This window comes from Pseudomonas sp. NPDC085632, assembly GCF_044541255.1.
Classification (GTDB): domain Bacteria; phylum Pseudomonadota; class Gammaproteobacteria; order Pseudomonadales; family Pseudomonadaceae; genus Aquipseudomonas.
In genome coordinates this window covers 29,189-47,970 of sequence record NZ_JBITSX010000021.1, presented here as the reverse complement: position 1 = coordinate 47,970, position 18,782 = coordinate 29,189, and the positions used below count along the sequence as shown (strand labels likewise).

Here is an 18,782-nt window from a genome sequence, read left to right as displayed (position 1 = left end):
TGACTGCGCATCAGGCCAATGCCATCTCCTTCAGCAAGCGGGTATCAAGGCCAAACCTTTCTTGAGAGACCATCTGAAACTGCCCCTCGGCCAGCTCGCAGCTCACCAGCAGATTCCACGAATGCCGGGTTGCCGCCGAGGGGATCAGCACAAACGGATGTTCAGCCAGTAGCGCATCGGCAAACAACTGCTGATTGGGTGAAGGTCGTGCGGGACTCAACCAGTACGGATTGGGTACCTCTTCCGGCTGCACGATTCTGACCTTGGCATCGCTGATGACTTCAAAGCACGTCAGTACATACGGCTCGCTGTCGAGCGCATCAAAACTGTTATTGGCTGCCACCTCCAAAATGGCCGAGGACGGGTCGACAGATGCGTAGACGACTCGCCGGCCAGGCGCATTCCATCGACCTCCATTCAGTTCTGAACCTATCCCGCTGTCCCACGTAGTCCCGTAGGCCTCGGGGTCCAGCCGCCACGCATACCAGTGCTCGTCCCAAGGCAAGGGATTCATGGATAAACCCCGGACATGATCTGCCACAAGTATTGTTCCACCATCTGGAAACCCAGTGGATGTCGGATAAATTCCAACGGCACGCGGCCGCTCAGATAAGGGCTTGGTTTCTGCAGCCATACCTCCGCCCGCGATTGCCCGGCGAACGCCCGAGTGGCCATCTCCAGCACCCGCGCATATTGGTAGGCGACGACACTCTGCTGCGGGTCAAGCCGTACCGGTTTGCCTTCCTTCATGAGCCGGCGCACGGTTCTGACAGATTTGCCGGTGATGCGTTTGACCAGGTCTTCGCGCAGGTACAGCTCGGAAGTTGCAAGCATGTTGACGACATCGCTCAGCTCAAAGCCTTCGTCGGTCAGACGGATGATCAGCAGGGCATCGTCACCGATGTTCTGGCCGTTCACGAGCAGATCGACAGGTTTGCCCGCGACCTTCTTCAGCCCCGTCAGCCGGGGCACTTTTGCTGTGGGCATCGCGACATCCTCCATGGGGCATCTGGCGCGATCATCGATCCAGAAATTGCGCAGGGAATAAACAGAGGTTTCATGCTCAATGTGGGGGGTACGCATAATCGATCCTTTATCTGGGAGCCTGAGCGTTCAAGCCGCTCAGCGACTTCAATGTCAGGTCCGATGCTATAGATCGCGCTTCCGACAACCAACCTGAAAAAGTCGTCGGAAATATCCCTTGATCGACGCAAAGCCTTCCATTTTCCGTAGGACGTCAACGCAAGAAATCCTGGCTTTAGCCGCCGAAGTGATAACTCACATCCAGCCACCACTGCCGCCCGTACGGGTCATAGTTGCCGGTTGGGTAATACGGCCACCCCGCCGAGTCATCGTGTTTAACCTGATTGAGCACGTTGTTCACGGTCAGCCCGACACTCGCCCGGTCATTGAGCTTGTAACGCGCACTGGCGTTGAACACTGTCCACGGTGACAGGCGCCCGTCCCCCGCGCCGTTGGTGACCGAACCGTAACGAATGCCCATCAGCGTCGCCGTGGCTTTCTGGTAATCCCAGGTCAGGCTCGCGTTGACCTTGCTGCGCCAGTCGTAATTGGTGCGTGAGGTGCGCCAGTCTTGCGTGGGTGCCTCTTCCGATTCCTTGTAGTAATGCGAAAGCACCAGGGTGTAGCCCAGCGCCGAACTGAACGCGCCGTATTGCCCGGCGCCCCAGCGGATATTGCTCTTGAAATCCAGACCACTGACGCGCTCGCTGGCGGCGTTGATCGCGTTGACCCGCACGCGATTCAACTGGTTCGGATCGACCGCCGCATTACCTGCGTTGCGATCGATGCGCGCCAGGGTCGATTGGCAATTGGCCGAGTTGATGTCCTGCGTGCCGTTGCGGCATTCGTTTTCCTGTTGCAGCAAGCGGTTTTCATCAACGGTGGTCAGCAAGTCGTCGATCTCGACACGCCAGAAATCGGTGGAGAAATCGAAATTGCGCGACGGCGACCAGACAAATCCGTAGGTCCACGATTTGCCGCGTTCCGACTCGAGGTTCGCCGTGCCGCTCTGGGTGTAGTCAACGCGCCCGCGTTCACAGGCACCCTCCACGCCTTGGCTGCAGCCGTAATAATCGATCTGCGCCGGGTAGTAGCCGTTGCTGTCGGACTGATAGATGTAGTTCAGGTCCGGCGCACGGAAACTGGTGCCGTAACTGCCGCGCAGCAACAGGCTGGTCACCGGGCGCCACTCAAGCCCCAGGTTGTAGGTTTTCTGCTGCTCGGTGCGGCCGCTGAACTTGTATTGGTCCCAGCGTCCGGCGGCGGTCGCCAGAATCGTGTCAGTCAGCGGAATACTGAACTCGCCCCCGGCCGCATAACGCTTGCGCGAGCCACCGGAGCTTTGCTGTGGGCTTACGCCGTAAAAGGTGCCGTCGTTGAGGCCGTCATCCGGATCGACGCGGTATTCCTGCTTGCCCGCCTCCAGCACCCCGGCGAAGCCCACGGGGCCGGCTGGCAGATCGAACAGATCACCATTGACCGAGGCGTTGTAACTGGTCGACACCGACTTGCTGCTCTGGGTCAGGTTGCCGCGAAACTGCTGCCACTCCTGCGACGTCAGTGGCCGGTCGAGCCGTGAGGCGTCCGGGGCGAACACCGGATAACCACCGCTCACACCCAACTGCGGACCGAGGTAGAAATCCTGAATCGATGACAGCGGCGTGTAGCGGGTGGTTCTGACGCTGCGATACTCCGAGCGATTGGCCGCCAGATCGTAACTCCAGCCGGTGTCGGCGATCTTGTCCGAGAGACCGAGGGTGCCGGTCCACGAGGTGTCACGCCACTTGCTGTTGTTGCTGGTGCGCCCGCCGATTTCTTCCTCACCGAAACGGCGATACCAGCGTTCAAGATTGCCGCTGTTCTGATTGATGAAGTCCGGCGAGGTGAAGGTCGGCCCGCGCGTGTTGTTCTGGATGTGGTCGAGGCCGTACATCAAATCGGCGAAGACCTGGCCGCTGTCGCTGAAATGCCAGGTGCCACGGGTGTAGCCGTCGTAGTTTTCCTTCTGGGTCTGCACGGTCCAGTAATCGTTGTACATCTGGTCGGTGCGGCAGCGCCCGCCACTGTTGAACAGCTTGTTGTCGAAGGTGCCCTGATAAGCGCCGCAACCCGGTCCCAGATATCGACTGTTGCTCAGGTCGCGGCGGTAACCGACATCCGCCAGCGGGCCGTTTTGCATAAAGCCACGATCATCGGCCCAGATGGGATCGCGGTGGGTCAGTTCCAGACCGAACAAGCCGTCGAAATCCCCCCAACTGCCGCCACCACTGATCTGCAAGCGTTGATTGTCGCCACCGCCGCGTTCGCTGGTGCCGCCCTTGAGGTTGACGTCGACGCCGTTGATCTTGTCCTTGAGGATGATGTTGACCACCCCGGCGATCGCATCCGACCCGTAAATCGCCGAGGCGCCGCTGCTGAGGATTTCGATGCGCTCGATGACCGCTGACGGAATGTTCGCCAGGTTGGTGAAATTGACCTTGCCGTCGTACGGCGTCGGGTAGTCGGCGACGCGACGGCCATTGATCAGCACCAGCGTATGGTTCGGGCCGAGGCCGCGCAGGTTGAGTGCGCTGGCCGCTGGTTGCCAGGTATTGCCGTAATCTTCGCCCTGGGTCATCCCGGTGTTTTGCGTTTGCGTCGCCAGGGCGTCGTAGACGTTTTTATAGCCGCGCGCTTCCATTTCTTCGTGGGTGATGACGTTGACCGGCGTGGCGCCATCACTCTGCGCACGGGCAATGCGGGAACCGGTCACGGTGACTTTTTCCATGCGGTAATCGGCGCTGGTGACCGGTGCCACGGCAGTGAAATTCGCCGGCGCATCGGCTTCGCGAACGGTCAGGCCCTGAGCGCTTTGCTCGACTTGCAGACCAGTGCCGAGCAAAGCTTTTTCTACTGCCTGACGCCCCCCCAAAGCCCCGCGCACCGCCGCGCTGCGTTTGCCCTGCACCAGTGCCTGACTAAAGGAAATCGGCACACCGCTCTGCCGCGAGATGTCCAGCAACACTTCGTCGAGCGGCCCGCTAGCGATGTCGAAGGTAAACATCGCTGCAGCAGGTTGCTGAGCCACCGCCGCCAATGGACTGAGGCCCATTGCCAATGCAGCAGCGAGGGTCAATCGAGGTAATTGTTGTTTGATTGAGAGCATCGAGGGTTTCCCTGTTGAAGGCATCTGCAGGGAATGAGCAGCGGGCCAGCGCTTTTTATAGGGCGGCGATTAGGCCAAGAAGTTATGGGTTTATAACCGCGCGTCAACGCTGACCCAGTACGGGTTATGCCAGGTCACGCGGATCGGCAGCGAGCGTTCCAGCAGTTGCAGGGTGCGATCACTGTCGTCGAGCGGATAGAGGCCACTGAGGCGCAGGTCGGCGACTTTCGGGCTCAGATGCAAAATGCCGCGACGATAGCGGCGCAAGTTGTCGATAACCTCGCGCAGAGGTCGGTCGCGGACTTCCAGGCGCCCCTGCACCCAGGCACTTTCCTGGCCGCTGCTGCGCTCCAGCGACAGCACTCCGGCAGCGTTGAACAGCAGACTTTCGCCAGCCGCCACCACTTGCCGTGCGCCACCTGCGGTGACCACTTCAACCTGTGAGTGAAGCATCACCAATCGCGTCGCCTCCTCGCTGTACTGCACGAGAAACTTCGTCCCCAGTGCACGCATGCGACCGTGCTCGGTCTCGACCACAAAGGGCCGCGCCGGCTCTTTTGCCACATCGACCAGCAACTCGCCACTGCGCAACGCGAGCAAGCGTTGCTGACCATCGAACAACGGCACCACACGACTGCGCGCATTGAGGGTCAGCGCACTGCCGTCCGCCAGGGTGAAGTCACGTCGCTCGCCGGTCCCGGTCGACAATTCCCCCGCCTCCGGCAGCCAGCCGTAACGTCGTCCGAGCAACCCGGCCAACAGCGCAACACCGAGCACACTCAAACTGCCGCTGATAAAGCGTCGACGACTCGACGGCGCATTGAGACTGTGCAGCAAACTGCTGCGCGGTACGCTGCGCAAGGTCGGGTTGCGCAGCAGATTGAGGCCGCCGCCCATCTGGTCAATGATCTGCTGATGCCGTGGATCGGCAAGCCGCCAGGCCTCAAACGCTGCCCGCTCAGCCATGCCCGCCTCGCCCGACTGCAACAACGCCAGCCATTGCGCTGCCTCGTCGATCACCGCCTCGTCCGGCCTCATGCCTGCATCGCCTGATAGCAGCGCTTGAACGCTTCGACCATGTATTGCTGCACGCGGCTGGTGGACACGCCGAGGCGCTCGCCGATCTCGCTGTAGGTCAAACCGTCGAGCTGATGGTAGAGAAACGCCGCTTTGGCCTTGGCCGACAGCCCATTGAGCAGGCGATCGACCGCCAGCAGCGCTTCGATCACCAGTGCGCGTTCCTCCGGGGACGGATGCACCGGCTCGGGCGCCAGCGCCAGACTGTCCAGATAAGCGCGTTCAAGGTCCTGACGGCGCCAGCCTTCGTACACCAGCCGCCGGGCGATGGTGGTGAGCAGTGCCCGTGGTTCGCGAATGGCCGCCGGGTCCGGCAGTGCCAATACCCGCAAAAAGGTTTCCGATGCAATGTCCTGCGCACTGTGCGGGCAACCCAGCGTGCGGCCAACAGCGGCGCACAGCCAGCGATAGTCCTTTTGGAACATCTGCCCGATGATTTGGTAATGCGGGTTGTACCCACCCATGCCTTGCTCCCTGAAACGGGTCCCACCCGCTGCGAAAAACCACCGTTCTGCCGGGATCGTCCGGCTCTGATCAGGCGCGACTGTGCAATAGCCTCGAAGACATTTGAAGTAATAAAAAATCAGCACAAGCAAACCATTGAGCATAAGCCGCTTCGTCGCCGCAGAAACATTGGCTGACACAACGTTGACCTCGGTCACTGGCGCGTGAGCAGTCACTGATTAATCTCGCGGCTCCATCGAAGGCCAGGGACGGCTCACCGAGAGCCCGCGGCTGACTCCACTCAAGGAAGAGCAATCATGCGACCACTCAACATCATTCTGCTGTCGTCGGCTTTCAACGGCCTGACCCAACGCGCCTGGCTGGAACTGCGCGAGGCCGGGCACTCACCCAGCGTCGTGTTGTTTACCGATGAACAAGCCGTGTGCGAACAGATCGAACACAGCGGCGCGGATCTGGTGATCTGCCCGTTCCTCAAGGATCGCGTGCCGCAGGCGCTGTGGAGCAATGCCCAGCGTCCGGTGGTGATCATTCATCCCGGCATCGTCGGTGATCGGGGCGCCAGTGCCCTCGACTGGGCGATTACCAACGAGCTACCGAGCTGGGGCGTCACCGCGCTGCAAGCCGTCGAGGAAATGGACGCCGGCCCAGTGTGGGCCACCTGCGAATTCAACCTGCCAGCGGGCCTGCGTAAATCCGAGCTGTACAACGGCCGGGTCAGTGACGCGGCAATTCGTTGCATTCGCGAAGTGGTGGAGAAATTCACTGAAGGTTTTGAGCCGGTTGCCCTGGACTATGCCGATGCGAAAGTGCGCGGGCGCTTGCAGCCGAACATGAAACAGGTCGACCGCAGCTTCAGCTGGCACGACTGCGCACGCTTCATCAAACGCTGCATCGATGCCGCCGACGGCCAGCCCGGCGTGCTGGCGAGCCTGGCCGGCGGTCAGTATTACGTATACGACGCGCACCTCGATTCGCGCAGCGGCACGCCCGGCGAAATTCTTGCGGTGCATGACGATGCGGTGCTGGTCGCGGCCGGTGATCAAAGTTTGTGGATTGGTTCGCTGCGCCGTAAACCGCAACCTGGCGAAGAAACCTTCAAGCAACCGGCGCGGCACCTGTTGGCCGAACAATTGGCCGACGTGCCGGTGTTGGACTGGTCGATCGCTACGCAGCCGTTCAGTGACGAAGCCTATCAACCGCTGCGTTATCGCGAATCCGGGATCGTCGGCGAACTGACCTTCGAGTTCTACAACGGCGCCATGAGCACCGAGCAATGCCAGCGCATGGTCGCCGCGCTGCGCTGGGTCAAATCCCGTGATACGCAGGTGCTGCTGATCAAGGGCGGGCGCGGCAGCTTTTCCAACGGCGTGCATTTGAATGTGATTCAGGCTGCGCAGGATCCCGGTGCCGAAGCCTGGGCGAATATTCAGGCGATCGATGACGTCTGCGCAGAACTGCTGACCGCCCGGCAATTGGTAGTCAGCGGCGTTACTGGCAACGCCGGCGCCGGTGGCGTGATGCTCGCGCTGGCGGCCGACATTGTGTTTGCTCGCGCCGATATCGTGCTCAATCCGCATTACAAAAGCATGGGTTTGTACGGCTCCGAATACTGGACTTATAGCCTGCCCCGCGCCGTCGGCCCGGCGATGGCCGAGCAATTGACCCAGGCCTGTCTGCCGGTAAGCGCGGTGCAGGCGTGGCAACTCGGTATGGTCCAGGAAGTTGGCCCGCGCTGCCCGGATGAGTTTGCCCTGTGGTTGCTGCAACGGGCCAACGGCGTGTTGAGCGATCCGACCTATGCGGCGGTGCGTGAGCGCAAGGCGCGGGTTGATCAGGTGTTGATCCGTCAATGCCGCGAAGCCGAGTTGCAGGAAATGCAGGAAGACATGCTCTACAACCGCAATCAGTTTGCCGAGAAGTGCCGCAACTTTGTCTATAAGCGCAAGGTGTGTGGCACACCGGCGCGGTTGATCGAGGAATGGGCGCGGGTGCATTTGACCGAGTTGGCCAGTTGATTTTGGCGGTGACTGCATTGCCCCTCACCCTAGCCCTCTCCCAAGGGAGAGGGAACTGATTGGGGGATGCTGTAGAGGTTCGCCGACATGAACGATCTCTACTGAATCCATAATCGACTCGGTCTTTCAGGTCGATGTATGACGCCAGACACCTCGGTCAGTCCCCTCTCCCTCTGGGAGAGGGTTAGGCGGGCGGCGATCCGATGAGGGGCTTTTGCCTTTACAATGCCCGCCACCTCAAACACCGGCCCGCCCATGGACATCGATCTCGCTCGCACCTTCCTGGAAATCGTCCGCCACGGCAGCCTCGCCGCGGCCGCGCAGAAGTTGTTCGTCACGCAAACGGCGATCACCGCCCGGGTGCAGAAACTCGAAAGCCAGTTGGGCAGCACACTGTTCGTGCGCAATCGCGCCGGGGCGAAACTGACGCCCAATGGCGAAGCCTTTGTGGTCTACGCCAATCAGCTGGTGCAAACCTGGGAGGCGGCGCGCCGCGATCTGCCGCTGCCCGAGGGCTATCACAATGTGCTGCACATCGGCGGCGAAGTCAGTCTGTGCAACCCGTTGATGCTCAGTTGGGCGGCGGAGTTGCGCGAGAAGATTCCCGGGCATGCCCTGCGCATGGAAATCCGTGACGGCGAAAACCTGCTGCGGCAACTGGAACTCGGTGTGCTCGACGCTGCATTGGTCTATCAGCCGGAATACTGGCCGGGATTGCAGGTCGAGCAAGTGCTGGAAGAAAAACTGATTCTGGTGCGCGCGCCCGATCGCCCCGATCCCTACGTGTACATCGACTGGGGTCCAGACTTCCGCCGCCAGCATGACGCCGCCCTGCCGGAAAAAGCCAAAGCGGCGCTGAGTTTCAACCTCGGCCCGCTGGCTCTTCAATACATTCTTGAACACGGCGGCAGCGGCTACTTCCGCACCCGCGTGGTGCGCACGTATCTGGAAAGCGGCGCCCTGGAAGCAGTGACCAAAGCCCCGGAATTCGGCTACCCGACCTACCTTGTCTACTCACGCGATCGCGATTCGGCGACGCTGCAACGAGCCTTCTATCTACTGCGCGAAGTGATCCGCACCGATGACGACTGGTCGCAACGCTGGAACCCTTTAAGCTGAAGCGGCGGCTTCGTACCGGAGCATGGCGCATGTGACACCGAGGTCCGGCCTGCACAAACGGTCGGATCGGCTAATCTGCCGGGTATAACAACAATCCCCGCAGGTGATGCAGTGAGGCAGACCACCGAGATTTTCCGCAGCCGCTACCGCGCGGCCATTCATCCGCTGTACAACCCGTGGCTGCACGGCGCCTTCGTGCTGTTGTTCGGCGTGCTGGCCATCGGTGCGTTCTGGGGGCGCGTTCAGCAGGTCAGTCCGCTGGAGTGGCTGACGGTGCCGCTGACCCTGCTGTTGTTCAATTTCGGCGTGTACATGGTCCATCGCCATCTCGGCCACCACAAAAAAACCTTCGCAAAAATGTTCTACGCCCGGCATGCGGGCGATCATCACAGCTTCTTCACGCCCGGACACATGACCTACGACAGTGCGCGAGACTGGCGAGTCATTCTGTTCCCGGCGTGGCTGATCGTGCTGCACACCCTGGTGATTACCCTGCCGCTGTGGTGGCTGATCGCACAAGCCAACGCCAACGTCGCCGGACTGTTCGGTGGCTGCATGGTCCTGGGTTATCTGACTTACGAGGTGTTCCATGCCTGTGAACACCTGCCGCCGCAAAATCCGCTGACCCGCCTGCCGTGGATCCGGCAGATGCGCCGGCTGCACGAACTGCATCACCGCCGCGAGCGCATGCAGGAGCGCAATTTCAACATCGTTTTGCCGCTGATGGACTACCTGTTCGGCACCCTGTACTGGGAGCCGGAAACAGCCCCTTTGAGCTATTCGAGAATGCCCATGACCCGCCTGCAGCACACGATCGATATCGCTGGTGAACCCATCGCCGTGCTGGCCTACGCAGCCACTGTCAGCCGCTGGCCGGAGTGGCACCCGTCGTCGCTGAAAATCAACGGCCCACACGGCCCGCTGCATGCCGGCGCGCACTTTGAAGAGGACATTCATGCCGGCGGCCGTGAAGGCCATTTGAGCTGGGAAGTCACCGAGTACTTGCCCGGTCGGCGCTGGTGCGCGCGGGCGCAGGGCGATCACGGCTTATCGTTGCTGCTGACCTATGAATGCAGCGCGGAAGGCAGCGGCACGCGATTTGTGCGCACGCTGGATTATCGCTTCGGCGGTCTGGGCATGCGCATCGCCAATCACCTGCTGCTCAAACGTCGCATCGAGCGCGAATCCGCCGCATCGATGCTGGCGCTGCGCGACATGGCCGCGCAATACCTGTCATCGGCGAGGGCCAGCGCGTGAAGCTGCGACATTTGCTGTTGTTGCTGATCCTCATCGTCATCGGGTTTTTATTGTTGATGCCCACCAAAGTCGAACCCGTGGCCTGGACGCCGCCGCCAGCGCCATCGCTAAAAGAAGGCATTTACGCCGAGAACCAGAAACTCAAAGCCGCATCACAGGTCGGGCCGAGCGACATCGAAGGGCCGGAAGCCCTGCTGCTGGAGAGTGACTTCTTGATCACCGGGCTGCACGACGGTCGACTGATTCGCACCAGCCTCGACGGCCAGCAGCGCAAAGTACTGGCCGACACCGGTGGCCGACCGCTGGGATTGGCCCGGCATCCGAACGGCTTGCTGGTCATTGCCGATGGGGTCAAGGGCTTGCTGTCCCTTGATGCGCAAGGGCAGTTGATCCCACTGACCACGGCGGCCAACGGCCTGGCATTTGGCTTTACCGACGACGTGGCCATCGACAAGTCCGGGCATTACGCCTACTTCAGCGATGCGTCCAGCCGCTGGGGTTACGGCCATGACGGCGAGGCGATCATCGAGCACGGCGGCGACGGACGTCTGCTGCGCTATGACTTTCAGAGCGGTAAAACCAGTGTGCTGCTGGACAAGCTGGAGTTCGCCAACGGCGTGACCCTCGGCCCGGACGAGGCCTATGTGCTGGTCAACGAAACCGGCGCCTACCGCATCAGCCGTTATTGGCTGACGGGGCCGAAAGCCGGCACTCACGACCTGTTCATCGACAACCTGCCGGGGCTGCCGGACAACCTGGCGTTCAATGGCAATAACCGGTTCTGGGTGGCGTTGTATGCGCCTCGCAATGCCTTGCTCGATGGCACGGCCGGGCATCCATTCGTGCGCAAGATGATCGTGCGGGCATTGACGGTTTTACCGAAACCGGTGGAAAAGCGCGGGTTTGTCTTGGGGCTGGACCTGGACGGCAAGGTGATTGCCAATTTGCAGGACGCGAGCAGTGGCAATTATTCGCCGATTACGACGGTGCGCGAGTATGGGCCGTGGTTGTATTTTGGCTCGTTGAAGGCGATGCATATGGCGCGGATGCCGTTGGATGCAGCCCTGAAGTGAATCTGCCGGATCTGTATCGAGTCAACTAACGCCATCGCTGGCAAGCCAGCTCCCACAGGTATCGCGTTGGACATGAAATTTGTGAACGACGAGTAACCCTGTGGGAGCTGGCTTGCCAGCGATGGCGGTCAGTCAGTTGCTGGACTTGTCGAACTTGTCCGGATCTTCATCTTCAGGCAGATCCTCATCCGGCTCTTCAGGATTGGCCGTGGTATGCGCCGGGCTGTTGGGTTCGGGATGCGTGGGAACCGGGTCGAATGCGCCCTGCTCTTCACTGGGGAATTTGGGATCGTTCATAAGGCACCTCGCAATGAGTCGGGTGGAAGACTCTGTACATTCGAGGTGCCGCTCGTGGCTGTCGTTCCAGTCAATCCGCAACCGTAGGTCGGCGGATCAGCGGGGTTTCAGGATCGCGCCTGCAATTGCTCGACGATCTTGTCTTTGACCTGCAAGCGCTTTTCTTTGAGTTTTTTCAGCGTGTCGTCACTGGGAGCATCCGAGGTGGCAGTCTCGGCCTTGACTACCTCGGCGTCCGCCTGGGAGTACTTGTTGATCAATGCGTCCAGATGTGGATCCGCGGTGCGTTTTTGCTGGATCTCTTCCTTTGTAAGCTTCAAGTCCTGTAACAGATCATGGGTCACCGGCATGGAACACCTCCGTCAGTTGATCGGCTGGCCAACGCGACCGATTGCGCTGGCCAGTTATCAGAATGGCCTCGGTTGGGCGCTTCTGTCGACCACCTGTCAGACCAGCGGTGTCCGTTCGTCGCCCTGTCGCAAATGCGATCAAACCTTTATTCGCCGCATTGCCTCCATTGGTTAACACCAACAAAAACTGCGTGGAGATACACAATGGACGGATTCAAACTGCGTCATCTGGTTCTGGCTGTCGCTTTGAGCAGCGGCATGGGCAGCGCTTTCGCTGCGACTGACAATGATTTTGTCGATAGCGCCGCGGCCGGCGGGATCGCGGAAATCGAAACCAGCCGCCTCGCCCTGGAAAAAAGCCAATCGGCTGACATCAAGGCGTTCGCCAACATGATGATCACCGATCACGGCAAGGCCAACGACGAACTGGCGACCATCGCCAAGGCCAACGACATCGAAGTCCCGGACACCACGACTCTGGTCAAACAGGCCAAGGAAAAAATCCTCGAAGTGCGTGATGAGTCTTTCGACGCGGCGTACGCCAACAATCAGGTGAAGGCGCACGAAGAGACCATCGAACTGTTCAAGAAACAAGCCAATACCGTGACCGATGACAAGGTCAAAGGCGCCCCTGAATTGAAGGCCTTTGCGCAGAAAATGCTGCCGGCGCTGGAGAAACACCTCGCCGCCGCCAAGGAATTGCAGGCCAAACATCCGAGTAAATAAAAGGCTTGCCCTCACCCCAGCCCTCTCCCGGAGGGAGAGGGCGCCGACGGAAGTGGATGTTCGAGTTACATCGACCTGAAAGTCTTGCGTCGAATTCAGGTTACGAACAGCCCCCGATCGGCTCCCTTTCCCCCTCGCCCCCCTGGGGGAGAGGGCTGGGGTGAGGGGGATCGATATCAGCCACACCACAAGACTCAAGCGAAAAAAAGGCCGCATCCAATAGATGCGGCCTTGTCATATCCGCCGAAATCAACCGCCATCCGTATCAATATCGGCATCCGTCTCCTCCCCCGGTTTCGCCCGATCCGGCTGCGGTTCGAAGCCCGGGCTGAACTCATTGTCGTTGTCCGTGTGCTGGTGCTTCTGATCCACCGCCGGATCGCCACTCTGCGCCTGCCCGCCATCGCCCTGCTGCTGTGTCGGCGCCGGCTGCCCCGGCACCTGCGGGTCGATTGCCGGATCGTTGCGATTGATCGGTTCGCCAGCTTGGCTCTGCTTCGTTTGCTCGTTCATGGCCACCTCGTTGGTCAAACACCCCCGGCGCACATCCGCCGGGTGTTAAAGATTCGAAGCCTGCCCCGCGCCATCGTTCAAAACTTCGCCGCTTGCGGCCACGCCGACTAGAGTTACCGGGACGTTACTTGCGCCAGATCAAAAATATACGCGCAGGAACGAACAACTATTTCGAACGGCAAATGTCGATCACTTCGCGGCGATCATTTTCACGACCGCCCCCCAATTCGCGACGGAGCAACAGGCACATGGCAGCACTGCAGAACAGCACACTCGATGCGATGAAAAACAAACAAGCGCAACTGCTGGGCGAATGGATCAATGGCCTGCAAGCCAGCGGCGCCACGCGTAACCTGAAAGATCACGATGTACAGCAACAAACCAGCGAGTTCCTGCATCTGGTGGTGAACGGCCTGGAAAGCGACAACGGCACTAACATCAATGCCCCTGGTTGGGAATCGACGCGTCAATTCCTCGAAAAACTGTCCCACAGCCGCGCCCTGCTCGGCCAGGATTCGCAACAGACCGCCAGTTTCATCTTCGCCCTCAAAGGCCCGTTGTTTAACCTGCTGCAGAGCCATTACAACGACCAGCCTGCGCTGCTCGCCGAACAACTCTGGGAAGTCTCCGAACTGCTCGACGCCTTCGGCATGCACACCATCCGCACCTTCCAGAAATCCCGCGAAGCCGTGATCAAACGTCAGCAGGAAGAACTGCTGGAGCTGTCGACCCCGGTGGTCAAGTTGTGGGATGGCGTACTGGCGCTGCCGATGATCGGCACCCTCGATTCGCAGCGCACGCAAGTGGTGATGGAATCGCTGCTGCAGCGCATCGTCGACACTGGTTCGGAAATCGCCATCATCGACATCACCGGCGTGCCGACCGTCGATACCCTCGTCGCCCAACACCTGCTGAAAACCGTGACCGCGATCCGCCTGATGGGCGCCGATTGCATCATTAGCGGCGTGCGTCCGCAAATTGCCCAGACCATCGTCCACCTCGGTCTCGACCTGCAAGGCGTGGTGACCAAGGCCAATCTGGCCGACGCGTTGAAACTGGCCCTGACCCGTCTGGGTGTCAGCCTCGTCAAGACGGTATAAGCATGGAACGTATCCCGATTTTGCAAATGGGCGACTTCCTGCTGGTGACCATTCAGGTCGACATGCATGACCAACTCGCCCTGACGCTGCAAGACGACTTGTCCGAGCGCATCAGCAAAACCTCGGCGCGCGGGGTGTTGATCGACATTTCGGCGCTGGACATGGTCGACTCGTTCATTGGCCGGATGATCGGCACGATTTCCGGGCTGTCGAAAATCATGGACGCCGAAACCGTGTTGGTGGGCATGCAGCCAGCGGTGGCGATTACCCTGGTTGAACTCGGCATGACCTTGCCCGGCGTGAGCACCGCACTGAACGTCGAGCGCGGGATGAAACTGCTGCGGGAACGAGTACTGCAACAATGACCGTACGCAGTAGCGGTACTCAACCCATCCATATCGAGCAAGACGTGGTACTGGCGCGCCAGACCGCACGCAAACTGGCCACCGAATGCGGCATGCGCCTGATCGACCTGACGAAAATGGTCACGGCAGTCAGCGAACTGGCCCGTAACACCATGGTTTACGGTGGCGGCGGCGACATGGACTGGCAGATTCTCGATGAGGATCACAAAGTAGGCCTGCGCCTGACCTTTCGCGACGAAGGCCCGGGTATTGCCGACATCAAACTGGCGATGACCGACGGCTGGACGTCTGGCAGCGGCATGGGGCTGGGCCTGACCGGCGCAAAACGGCTGGTCGAAGAGTTTGAACTGGAAACAGAGCCTGGCAAAGGCACTCGAATAACGATCACCCGATGGACATGAATATCGTGGGGACGTTGACCCAGGTTCTGCCAATCGAAGACAGCAGCCAGATCGGTTATGCCCGGCGCACCGCGCAGCAACTCGCTGAACAGCATGGCTTTGATGAGCGCGATGCCGGGCGCGTGGCGCTGGTGGCGACGGAGCTGGCGAGTAACGTGCTCAAGCACGCCAGCCACGGTGAAATGCACTTGCGGGTACTGCCGCGCGCCAATGGTTTTGGCATTGAATTGCTCGCCATCGACCGTGCTCAGGGGTTTGATTTGCATGCCTGTATGCCCGACGGTTTCTCCACCGGAGGCACCCAAGGCATTGGCCTCGGCTCGATATCACGCCAGGCTGAAGTGTTTGATGTGTACGCGGATGCTCGTGGCGCGGTGTTACTGGCCCGGTTTTATCCACGCTCGGATCGCGAACCGGACATGCGTTTTGGCGTCAGCCAGCACTCGCTGCACAACGATCCGGCGTGCGGCGATGTCTGGCAACTGGCGTATGACAACGGCAGCATCAGCGCGTTGATCATCGACGGTCTCGGTCACGGAGAAGACGCTGAGCGTGCCGGCCGCGCCGGTGCACAAACCTTCGCCCTGATGCCCTTTACCGAGCCAGTGATGTTGATGGAAGACATGCACCGCGACATGATCGGTACTCGCGGCGGCGCTGTCGCGTTCGCCCAGTTCGATGTGCGGCGCGACCACCTGACCTTTGCCGGCGTCGGCAACATCGGCGCCAGCCTGATCAACGCCGACAAATCCCGCGGCCTGGCCTCGCACCCGGGCATTGTCGGCGTGCAATACCGAAAAGCCCGACCCTTTGACTATGCTCACGTGAACGGACATCTATTGATCATGTACAGCGACGGCTTGCAGTCCCGTTGGAATCTTCAAGACTACCCCGGTCTGGTGCACCGCCATCCCGCCGTGATAGCCGCCGTCCTGCACCGCGACTTCTGTCGCGGGCGCGACGATGTAACGGTGCTGGTCGTTGCCCTGGAGGCCGCCCATGGCTGAGTCGCCCATTCTGAGCAGCGCGGAACAGGCTGCGCTGATTGCGCAGTTGCAGAGCGAAACCGCGGCCCTGCGCGAAGAACTCGATGAGACCAATCAGGGCGTGCTGGCCTTGTACGCCGAACTCGATATACAGGCTGAGGAACTGCGCCAGGCCTCGGATCTGAAAAGCCGCTTCCTGTCGTACATGAGCCATGAGTTCCGCACACCACTGGGTTCGATCCTGAGCATCAACAGCCTGCTCGCCGACGAACTCGACGGCCCGCTTAGCCCGGAACAGCACAAACAAGTGGCATTCGTCAGCACCGCCGCCCGCGAACTCAGTGACATGGTCGATGACCTGCTCGATCTGGCGAAGATCGAGGCCGGGCGCATTAGCATTTCTCCGGCGTGGTTCGACATGTTCGACCTGTTCTCCGCGCTGCGCGGGATGTTCCGGCCGATTGTCGATGCCACGGCGGTCGATTTGATCTTCGAAGAGCCGATCGGCTTGCCGCGCCTGTACACCGACGACAAAAAACTCGCGCAGATTCTGCGCAACTTCATTTCCAATTCGCTGAAGTTCACCACTCGTGGCGAAGTGCGGGTTTCCGCGCGGCTCGAAGGGGCGGACAAGGTGCGTTTTGCCGTCAGCGACACCGGAATCGGTATCGCTGCCGAGCTGCATGGCGCATTGTTCGAGGACTTTTCCCAGGTCGACTCGCCATTGCAGAAACGTCTGCGCGGCACCGGGCTGGGCCTGTCGCTGTGCAAACGCTTCGCCGCCCTGCTCGGCGGTGAAGTCGGGCTGGAAAGTGCGCCGGGGGTCGGCTCGACCTTTTTCGTGATCATTCCGCTGGCGATCGCTCTGGAGAACGTCGATGAAACGTGACATCCGCCTGTTGATCGTCGACGACAACGTCGCCACCCGCTACGCCTTGCGCCGGCGGCTGGAGCGCCACGGCTATGAAGTGCTGGAGGCTGGCACGGGTGGCGAGGGGCTGGCGCTGATCGACAGTGAAGCGATTGATGCGTTGATTCTCGACGTCAATCTGCCGGACATGAGCGGCTTCGACATCGTGCGGATTCTGCGCGCGGATACCCGCACCGCGCTGCTGCCGGTGATCCATGTGTCCGCCGCTTCGATTCAGACCGGCGACATCATCACCGGTCTCGACGCCGGCGCCGACGCCTACCTGATTCATCCGGTGGATCCGGACGTGCTGCTGGCGACCCTGCGCACGTTGCTGCGAGTGCGCGACACGGAAAATGCCCTGCGTGAAAGTGAAGCGCGGTTCCGCGAGATTTTCGTCAACGTCTCCGCACCGATCGCGGTGCTCGATGCCAGCCTCAAGGTGCATGAGTGCAACCATGCTTTCGCGCAACTGATTCTCGACAATCAGGACCCGCAAACCCTGCGTGAATGCTTCGCCGAGGAACAGAGCGCCATCCTCAATGAACTGCGCTTGCGGCTGGTCGATGGCGAGCGCTGGAAGGGCACGCTGAACATGCGCGTGCAAGGCGAAATTCGCGAGACCGAATGGCAGATTTCGCCGTACCGCACGCCCGAATTGAGCCTGGTCTTCGTTGAGGACGTTACCGAACACCGCCATCGCGAGCGCTCGCATCTGGCGCGCCTGAACGACACCACCACGCAACTGGCCAAAGAGGTCGCCGAACGCGTGCGCGCCGAAGCGCAGTTGCTGCAAGTGCAGAAGATGGACGCCCTGGGCAAACTCACTGGCGGCATCGCCCACGACTTCAACAACCTGCTGACCGGGATCATCACCAGCCTGGAGCTGATCCAGAAACGCGTCGCCGATCAACGTCTGGACAAGGTGCAGTTTTATAGCGAAGCGGCGCTCAATTCGGCGATGAGTGCCGCCTCGTTGACCCATCGTCTGCTCGCCTTCGCCCGTCAGCAGCCGCTGGATACGCGGCCCGTAGACATCAACGACCAAGTCCGTTCACTGGAAGAATTGCTGGTGCGCACCATCGGTGAGCGGATCACCCTCAAGCTGGAGCTGACCAGCAAACCGGCGATCGCCCTGGTCGACCCGGTGCAGTTGGAAAGCGCGGTGTTGAATCTGGTGATCAACGCCCGCGATGCGCTGCCGGCGGGCGGCAATATCTGGGTCAACACCTACGCTGCCTATTCCCATGGCGATCCGAATCTGGCCGACGGCGCTTACGTGGCGCTGTCGGTGCGCGACGACGGTACGGGCATCGAGCACAACGTCATCGACAAGGTCTTCGATCCGTTTTTCACCACCAAACCATTGGGTCAGGGCACGGGACTGGGGTTGTCGACGATCTACGGTTTTGCCCGCCAGTCCGGCGGCGATGCGCACATCCGCAGCGTCGCGCGGCGCGGTACGGAAGTGACGATCATGCTGCCCGCCACCACCGACCCGACAGGCGCTGGCATCCCTGCGCTGGTGGTCGATCCGCAAGGCAGCGGTGAGCATGTACTGATTGTCGAAGACATGCCATCGGTGCGCATGTTTGTCACTGAAGTGCTGGAGGACGCGGGTTATCGCTGTACCCAGGCGGCGGATATCGAAACGGCGCTGGAGCGGCTGCAGAATGATGCGTCGATCAACCTGTTGCTGACCGACGTTGGCCTGCCGCGCATGAGCGGCCGCGAATTGGCGGATGTTGCGCGGGGTTGGCGTGACGGATTGCCGATTCTGTTCATGACCGGGTATGCCGAGACAGCGATCAATCGTCAGGTCTTTCTGGGCAGCGGCATGGACATGCTGGTCAAGCCGTTTCAGATCAGTGAACTGCTCGACAAAGTCCGCCGCACCCTTGATGGTGCCTGACAGATCGCCATCGCTGGCAAGCCAGCTCCCACAGGGATTAGTGTCGCT

General features: G+C 60.6%; 20 protein-coding genes. 12 read left to right on the top strand and 8 right to left on the bottom strand.

The annotated features are described in order from the left end of the window. Positions 1 to 10: 10 nt before the first annotated feature. From ACIF4X_RS15485 to ACIF4X_RS15465, 5 genes are all read right to left on the bottom strand, one after another. The gene (locus tag ACIF4X_RS15485) at positions 11 to 514 is read right to left on the bottom strand and encodes an RES family NAD+ phosphorylase (RefSeq protein WP_397482805.1); all 504 of its coding nucleotides are present in this window, start codon (positions 512 to 514) and stop codon (positions 11 to 13) included. Beyond that, positions 511 to 987, bottom strand: coding sequence for an antitoxin Xre/MbcA/ParS toxin-binding domain-containing protein (locus ACIF4X_RS15480; protein ID WP_397482804.1), 477 nt, complete (start codon positions 985 to 987; stop codon positions 511 to 513). Before ACIF4X_RS15480 ends, ACIF4X_RS15485 begins: the two co-directional genes overlap by 4 nt. A gap of 271 nt (positions 988 to 1,258) precedes the next feature. Beyond that, positions 1,259 to 4,168 (bottom strand): TonB-dependent receptor domain-containing protein, encoded by a 2,910-nt coding sequence (locus ACIF4X_RS15475; RefSeq protein WP_397482803.1) that lies wholly within the window; start codon positions 4,166 to 4,168, stop codon positions 1,259 to 1,261. Between the two features lie 90 nt (positions 4,169 to 4,258). Beyond that, positions 4,259 to 5,206: a FecR domain-containing protein gene (locus ACIF4X_RS15470; RefSeq protein WP_397482802.1), complete on the bottom strand. Its 948-nt coding sequence runs from the start codon at positions 5,204 to 5,206 to the stop codon at positions 4,259 to 4,261. Then, the gene (locus ACIF4X_RS15465; RefSeq protein ID WP_397482801.1) at positions 5,203 to 5,709 is read right to left on the bottom strand and encodes a sigma-70 family RNA polymerase sigma factor; all 507 of its coding nucleotides are present in this window, start codon (positions 5,707 to 5,709) and stop codon (positions 5,203 to 5,205) included. Before ACIF4X_RS15465 ends, ACIF4X_RS15470 begins: the two co-directional genes overlap by 4 nt. Positions 5,710 to 6,006: 297 nt before the next feature. Between ACIF4X_RS15465 and ACIF4X_RS15460 the strand changes: the two genes are divergently transcribed. From ACIF4X_RS15460 to ACIF4X_RS15445, 4 genes are all read left to right on the top strand, one after another. After that, positions 6,007 to 7,725: a hydrogenase maturation protein gene (locus ACIF4X_RS15460; RefSeq protein ID WP_397482800.1), complete on the top strand. Its 1,719-nt coding sequence runs from the start codon at positions 6,007 to 6,009 to the stop codon at positions 7,723 to 7,725. 255 nt (positions 7,726 to 7,980) lie between these two features. Then, the gene (locus ACIF4X_RS15455; RefSeq protein WP_397482799.1) at positions 7,981 to 8,844 is read left to right on the top strand and encodes a LysR family transcriptional regulator; all 864 of its coding nucleotides are present in this window, start codon (positions 7,981 to 7,983) and stop codon (positions 8,842 to 8,844) included. Between the two features lie 111 nt (positions 8,845 to 8,955). Next, a complete protein-coding gene (locus ACIF4X_RS15450; protein WP_397482798.1) occupies positions 8,956 to 10,101 on the top strand; it encodes an SRPBCC family protein in 1,146 nt (381 codons plus the stop codon). After that, a complete protein-coding gene (locus ACIF4X_RS15445) occupies positions 10,098 to 11,174 on the top strand; it encodes an SMP-30/gluconolactonase/LRE family protein (protein ID WP_397482797.1) in 1,077 nt (358 codons plus the stop codon). Before ACIF4X_RS15450 ends, ACIF4X_RS15445 begins: the two co-directional genes overlap by 4 nt. A 132-nt stretch (positions 11,175 to 11,306) precedes the next feature. Here the strand turns inward: ACIF4X_RS15445 and ACIF4X_RS15440 are convergent, their stop codons facing one another. Both ACIF4X_RS15440 and ACIF4X_RS15435 read right to left on the bottom strand, forming a co-directional pair. Continuing rightward, entirely contained in the window at positions 11,307 to 11,471 is a 165-nt protein-coding gene (locus ACIF4X_RS15440; protein WP_007912545.1) for a hypothetical protein, read from the bottom strand. 107 nt (positions 11,472 to 11,578) lie between these two features. Then, positions 11,579 to 11,821, bottom strand: coding sequence for a YdcH family protein (locus tag ACIF4X_RS15435; protein ID WP_077573170.1), 243 nt, complete (start codon positions 11,819 to 11,821; stop codon positions 11,579 to 11,581). Here ACIF4X_RS15435 and ACIF4X_RS15430 point away from each other — a divergent pair. Beyond that, the gene (locus ACIF4X_RS15430; protein ID WP_397482796.1) at positions 11,820 to 11,996 is read left to right on the top strand and encodes a hypothetical protein; all 177 of its coding nucleotides are present in this window, start codon (positions 11,820 to 11,822) and stop codon (positions 11,994 to 11,996) included. The genes ACIF4X_RS15435 and ACIF4X_RS15430 overlap by 2 nt on opposite strands. 29 nt (positions 11,997 to 12,025) lie before the next feature. Then, positions 12,026 to 12,547 (top strand): DUF4142 domain-containing protein, encoded by a 522-nt coding sequence (locus tag ACIF4X_RS15425; RefSeq protein ID WP_397482795.1) that lies wholly within the window; start codon positions 12,026 to 12,028, stop codon positions 12,545 to 12,547. 249 nt (positions 12,548 to 12,796) lie between these two features. On the opposite strand, the gene ACIF4X_RS15420 is transcribed toward ACIF4X_RS15425, so the two are convergent. Then, the gene (locus ACIF4X_RS15420) at positions 12,797 to 13,060 is read right to left on the bottom strand and encodes a hypothetical protein (protein WP_397482794.1); all 264 of its coding nucleotides are present in this window, start codon (positions 13,058 to 13,060) and stop codon (positions 12,797 to 12,799) included. 248 nt (positions 13,061 to 13,308) lie between these two features. Between ACIF4X_RS15420 and ACIF4X_RS15415 the strand changes: the two genes are divergently transcribed. The 6 genes from ACIF4X_RS15415 to ACIF4X_RS15390 are packed head-to-tail and all read left to right on the top strand — an operon-like array spanning position 13,309 to position 18,734. After that, a complete protein-coding gene (locus tag ACIF4X_RS15415; RefSeq protein ID WP_397482793.1) occupies positions 13,309 to 14,160 on the top strand; it encodes an STAS domain-containing protein in 852 nt (283 codons plus the stop codon). Positions 14,161 to 14,162: 2 nt separating this feature from the next. Next, the gene (locus tag ACIF4X_RS15410; RefSeq protein ID WP_034155679.1) at positions 14,163 to 14,525 is read left to right on the top strand and encodes an STAS domain-containing protein; all 363 of its coding nucleotides are present in this window, start codon (positions 14,163 to 14,165) and stop codon (positions 14,523 to 14,525) included. After that, entirely contained in the window at positions 14,522 to 14,926 is a 405-nt protein-coding gene (locus tag ACIF4X_RS15405) for an anti-sigma regulatory factor (RefSeq protein ID WP_007912537.1), read from the top strand. Before ACIF4X_RS15410 ends, ACIF4X_RS15405 begins: the two co-directional genes overlap by 4 nt. Beyond that, on the top strand, positions 14,923 to 15,933 hold the full coding sequence (locus ACIF4X_RS15400; protein ID WP_397482831.1) for an ATP-binding protein: 1,011 nt from the start codon (positions 14,923 to 14,925) through the stop codon (positions 15,931 to 15,933). The genes ACIF4X_RS15405 and ACIF4X_RS15400 overlap by 4 nt, the downstream gene beginning before the upstream one ends. Then, positions 15,926 to 16,801 (top strand): sensor histidine kinase, encoded by an 876-nt coding sequence (locus ACIF4X_RS15395; RefSeq protein WP_397482792.1) that lies wholly within the window; start codon positions 15,926 to 15,928, stop codon positions 16,799 to 16,801. Before ACIF4X_RS15400 ends, ACIF4X_RS15395 begins: the two co-directional genes overlap by 8 nt. Then, positions 16,791 to 18,734, top strand: coding sequence for a response regulator (locus ACIF4X_RS15390; protein WP_397482791.1), 1,944 nt, complete (start codon positions 16,791 to 16,793; stop codon positions 18,732 to 18,734). The genes ACIF4X_RS15395 and ACIF4X_RS15390 overlap by 11 nt, the downstream gene beginning before the upstream one ends. The last annotated feature ends 48 nt before the right edge of the window (positions 18,735 to 18,782 follow it).

Coding starts and splice junctions, on each gene's coding strand:
- ACIF4X_RS15410 (WP_034155679.1), top strand. CDS start 14,163: ATGGAACGTATCCCGATTTTGCAAATGGGCGACTTCCTGCTGGTGACC.
- ACIF4X_RS15420 (WP_397482794.1), bottom strand. CDS start 13,060: ATGAACGAGCAAACGAAGCAGAGCCAAGCTGGCGAACCGATCAATCGC.
- ACIF4X_RS15440 (WP_007912545.1), bottom strand. CDS start 11,471: ATGAACGATCCCAAATTCCCCAGTGAAGAGCAGGGCGCATTCGACCCG.
- ACIF4X_RS15425 (WP_397482795.1), top strand. CDS start 12,026: ATGGACGGATTCAAACTGCGTCATCTGGTTCTGGCTGTCGCTTTGAGC.
- ACIF4X_RS15465 (WP_397482801.1), bottom strand. CDS start 5,709: ATGGGTGGGTACAACCCGCATTACCAAATCATCGGGCAGATGTTCCAA.
- ACIF4X_RS15405 (WP_007912537.1), top strand. CDS start 14,522: ATGACCGTACGCAGTAGCGGTACTCAACCCATCCATATCGAGCAAGAC.
- ACIF4X_RS15455 (WP_397482799.1), top strand. CDS start 7,981: ATGGACATCGATCTCGCTCGCACCTTCCTGGAAATCGTCCGCCACGGC.
- ACIF4X_RS15475 (WP_397482803.1), bottom strand. CDS start 4,168: ATGCTCTCAATCAAACAACAATTACCTCGATTGACCCTCGCTGCTGCA.
- ACIF4X_RS15390 (WP_397482791.1), top strand. CDS start 16,791: ATGAAACGTGACATCCGCCTGTTGATCGTCGACGACAACGTCGCCACC.
- ACIF4X_RS15480 (WP_397482804.1), bottom strand. CDS start 987: ATGCCCACAGCAAAAGTGCCCCGGCTGACGGGGCTGAAGAAGGTCGCG.
- ACIF4X_RS15395 (WP_397482792.1), top strand. CDS start 15,926: ATGGCTGAGTCGCCCATTCTGAGCAGCGCGGAACAGGCTGCGCTGATT.
- ACIF4X_RS15435 (WP_077573170.1), bottom strand. CDS start 11,821: ATGCCGGTGACCCATGATCTGTTACAGGACTTGAAGCTTACAAAGGAA.
- ACIF4X_RS15470 (WP_397482802.1), bottom strand. CDS start 5,206: ATGAGGCCGGACGAGGCGGTGATCGACGAGGCAGCGCAATGGCTGGCG.
- ACIF4X_RS15400 (WP_397482831.1), top strand. CDS start 14,923: ATGAATATCGTGGGGACGTTGACCCAGGTTCTGCCAATCGAAGACAGC.
- ACIF4X_RS15485 (WP_397482805.1), bottom strand. CDS start 514: ATGAATCCCTTGCCTTGGGACGAGCACTGGTATGCGTGGCGGCTGGAC.
- ACIF4X_RS15460 (WP_397482800.1), top strand. CDS start 6,007: ATGCGACCACTCAACATCATTCTGCTGTCGTCGGCTTTCAACGGCCTG.
- ACIF4X_RS15415 (WP_397482793.1), top strand. CDS start 13,309: ATGGCAGCACTGCAGAACAGCACACTCGATGCGATGAAAAACAAACAA.
- ACIF4X_RS15430 (WP_397482796.1), top strand. CDS start 11,820: ATGGAACACCTCCGTCAGTTGATCGGCTGGCCAACGCGACCGATTGCG.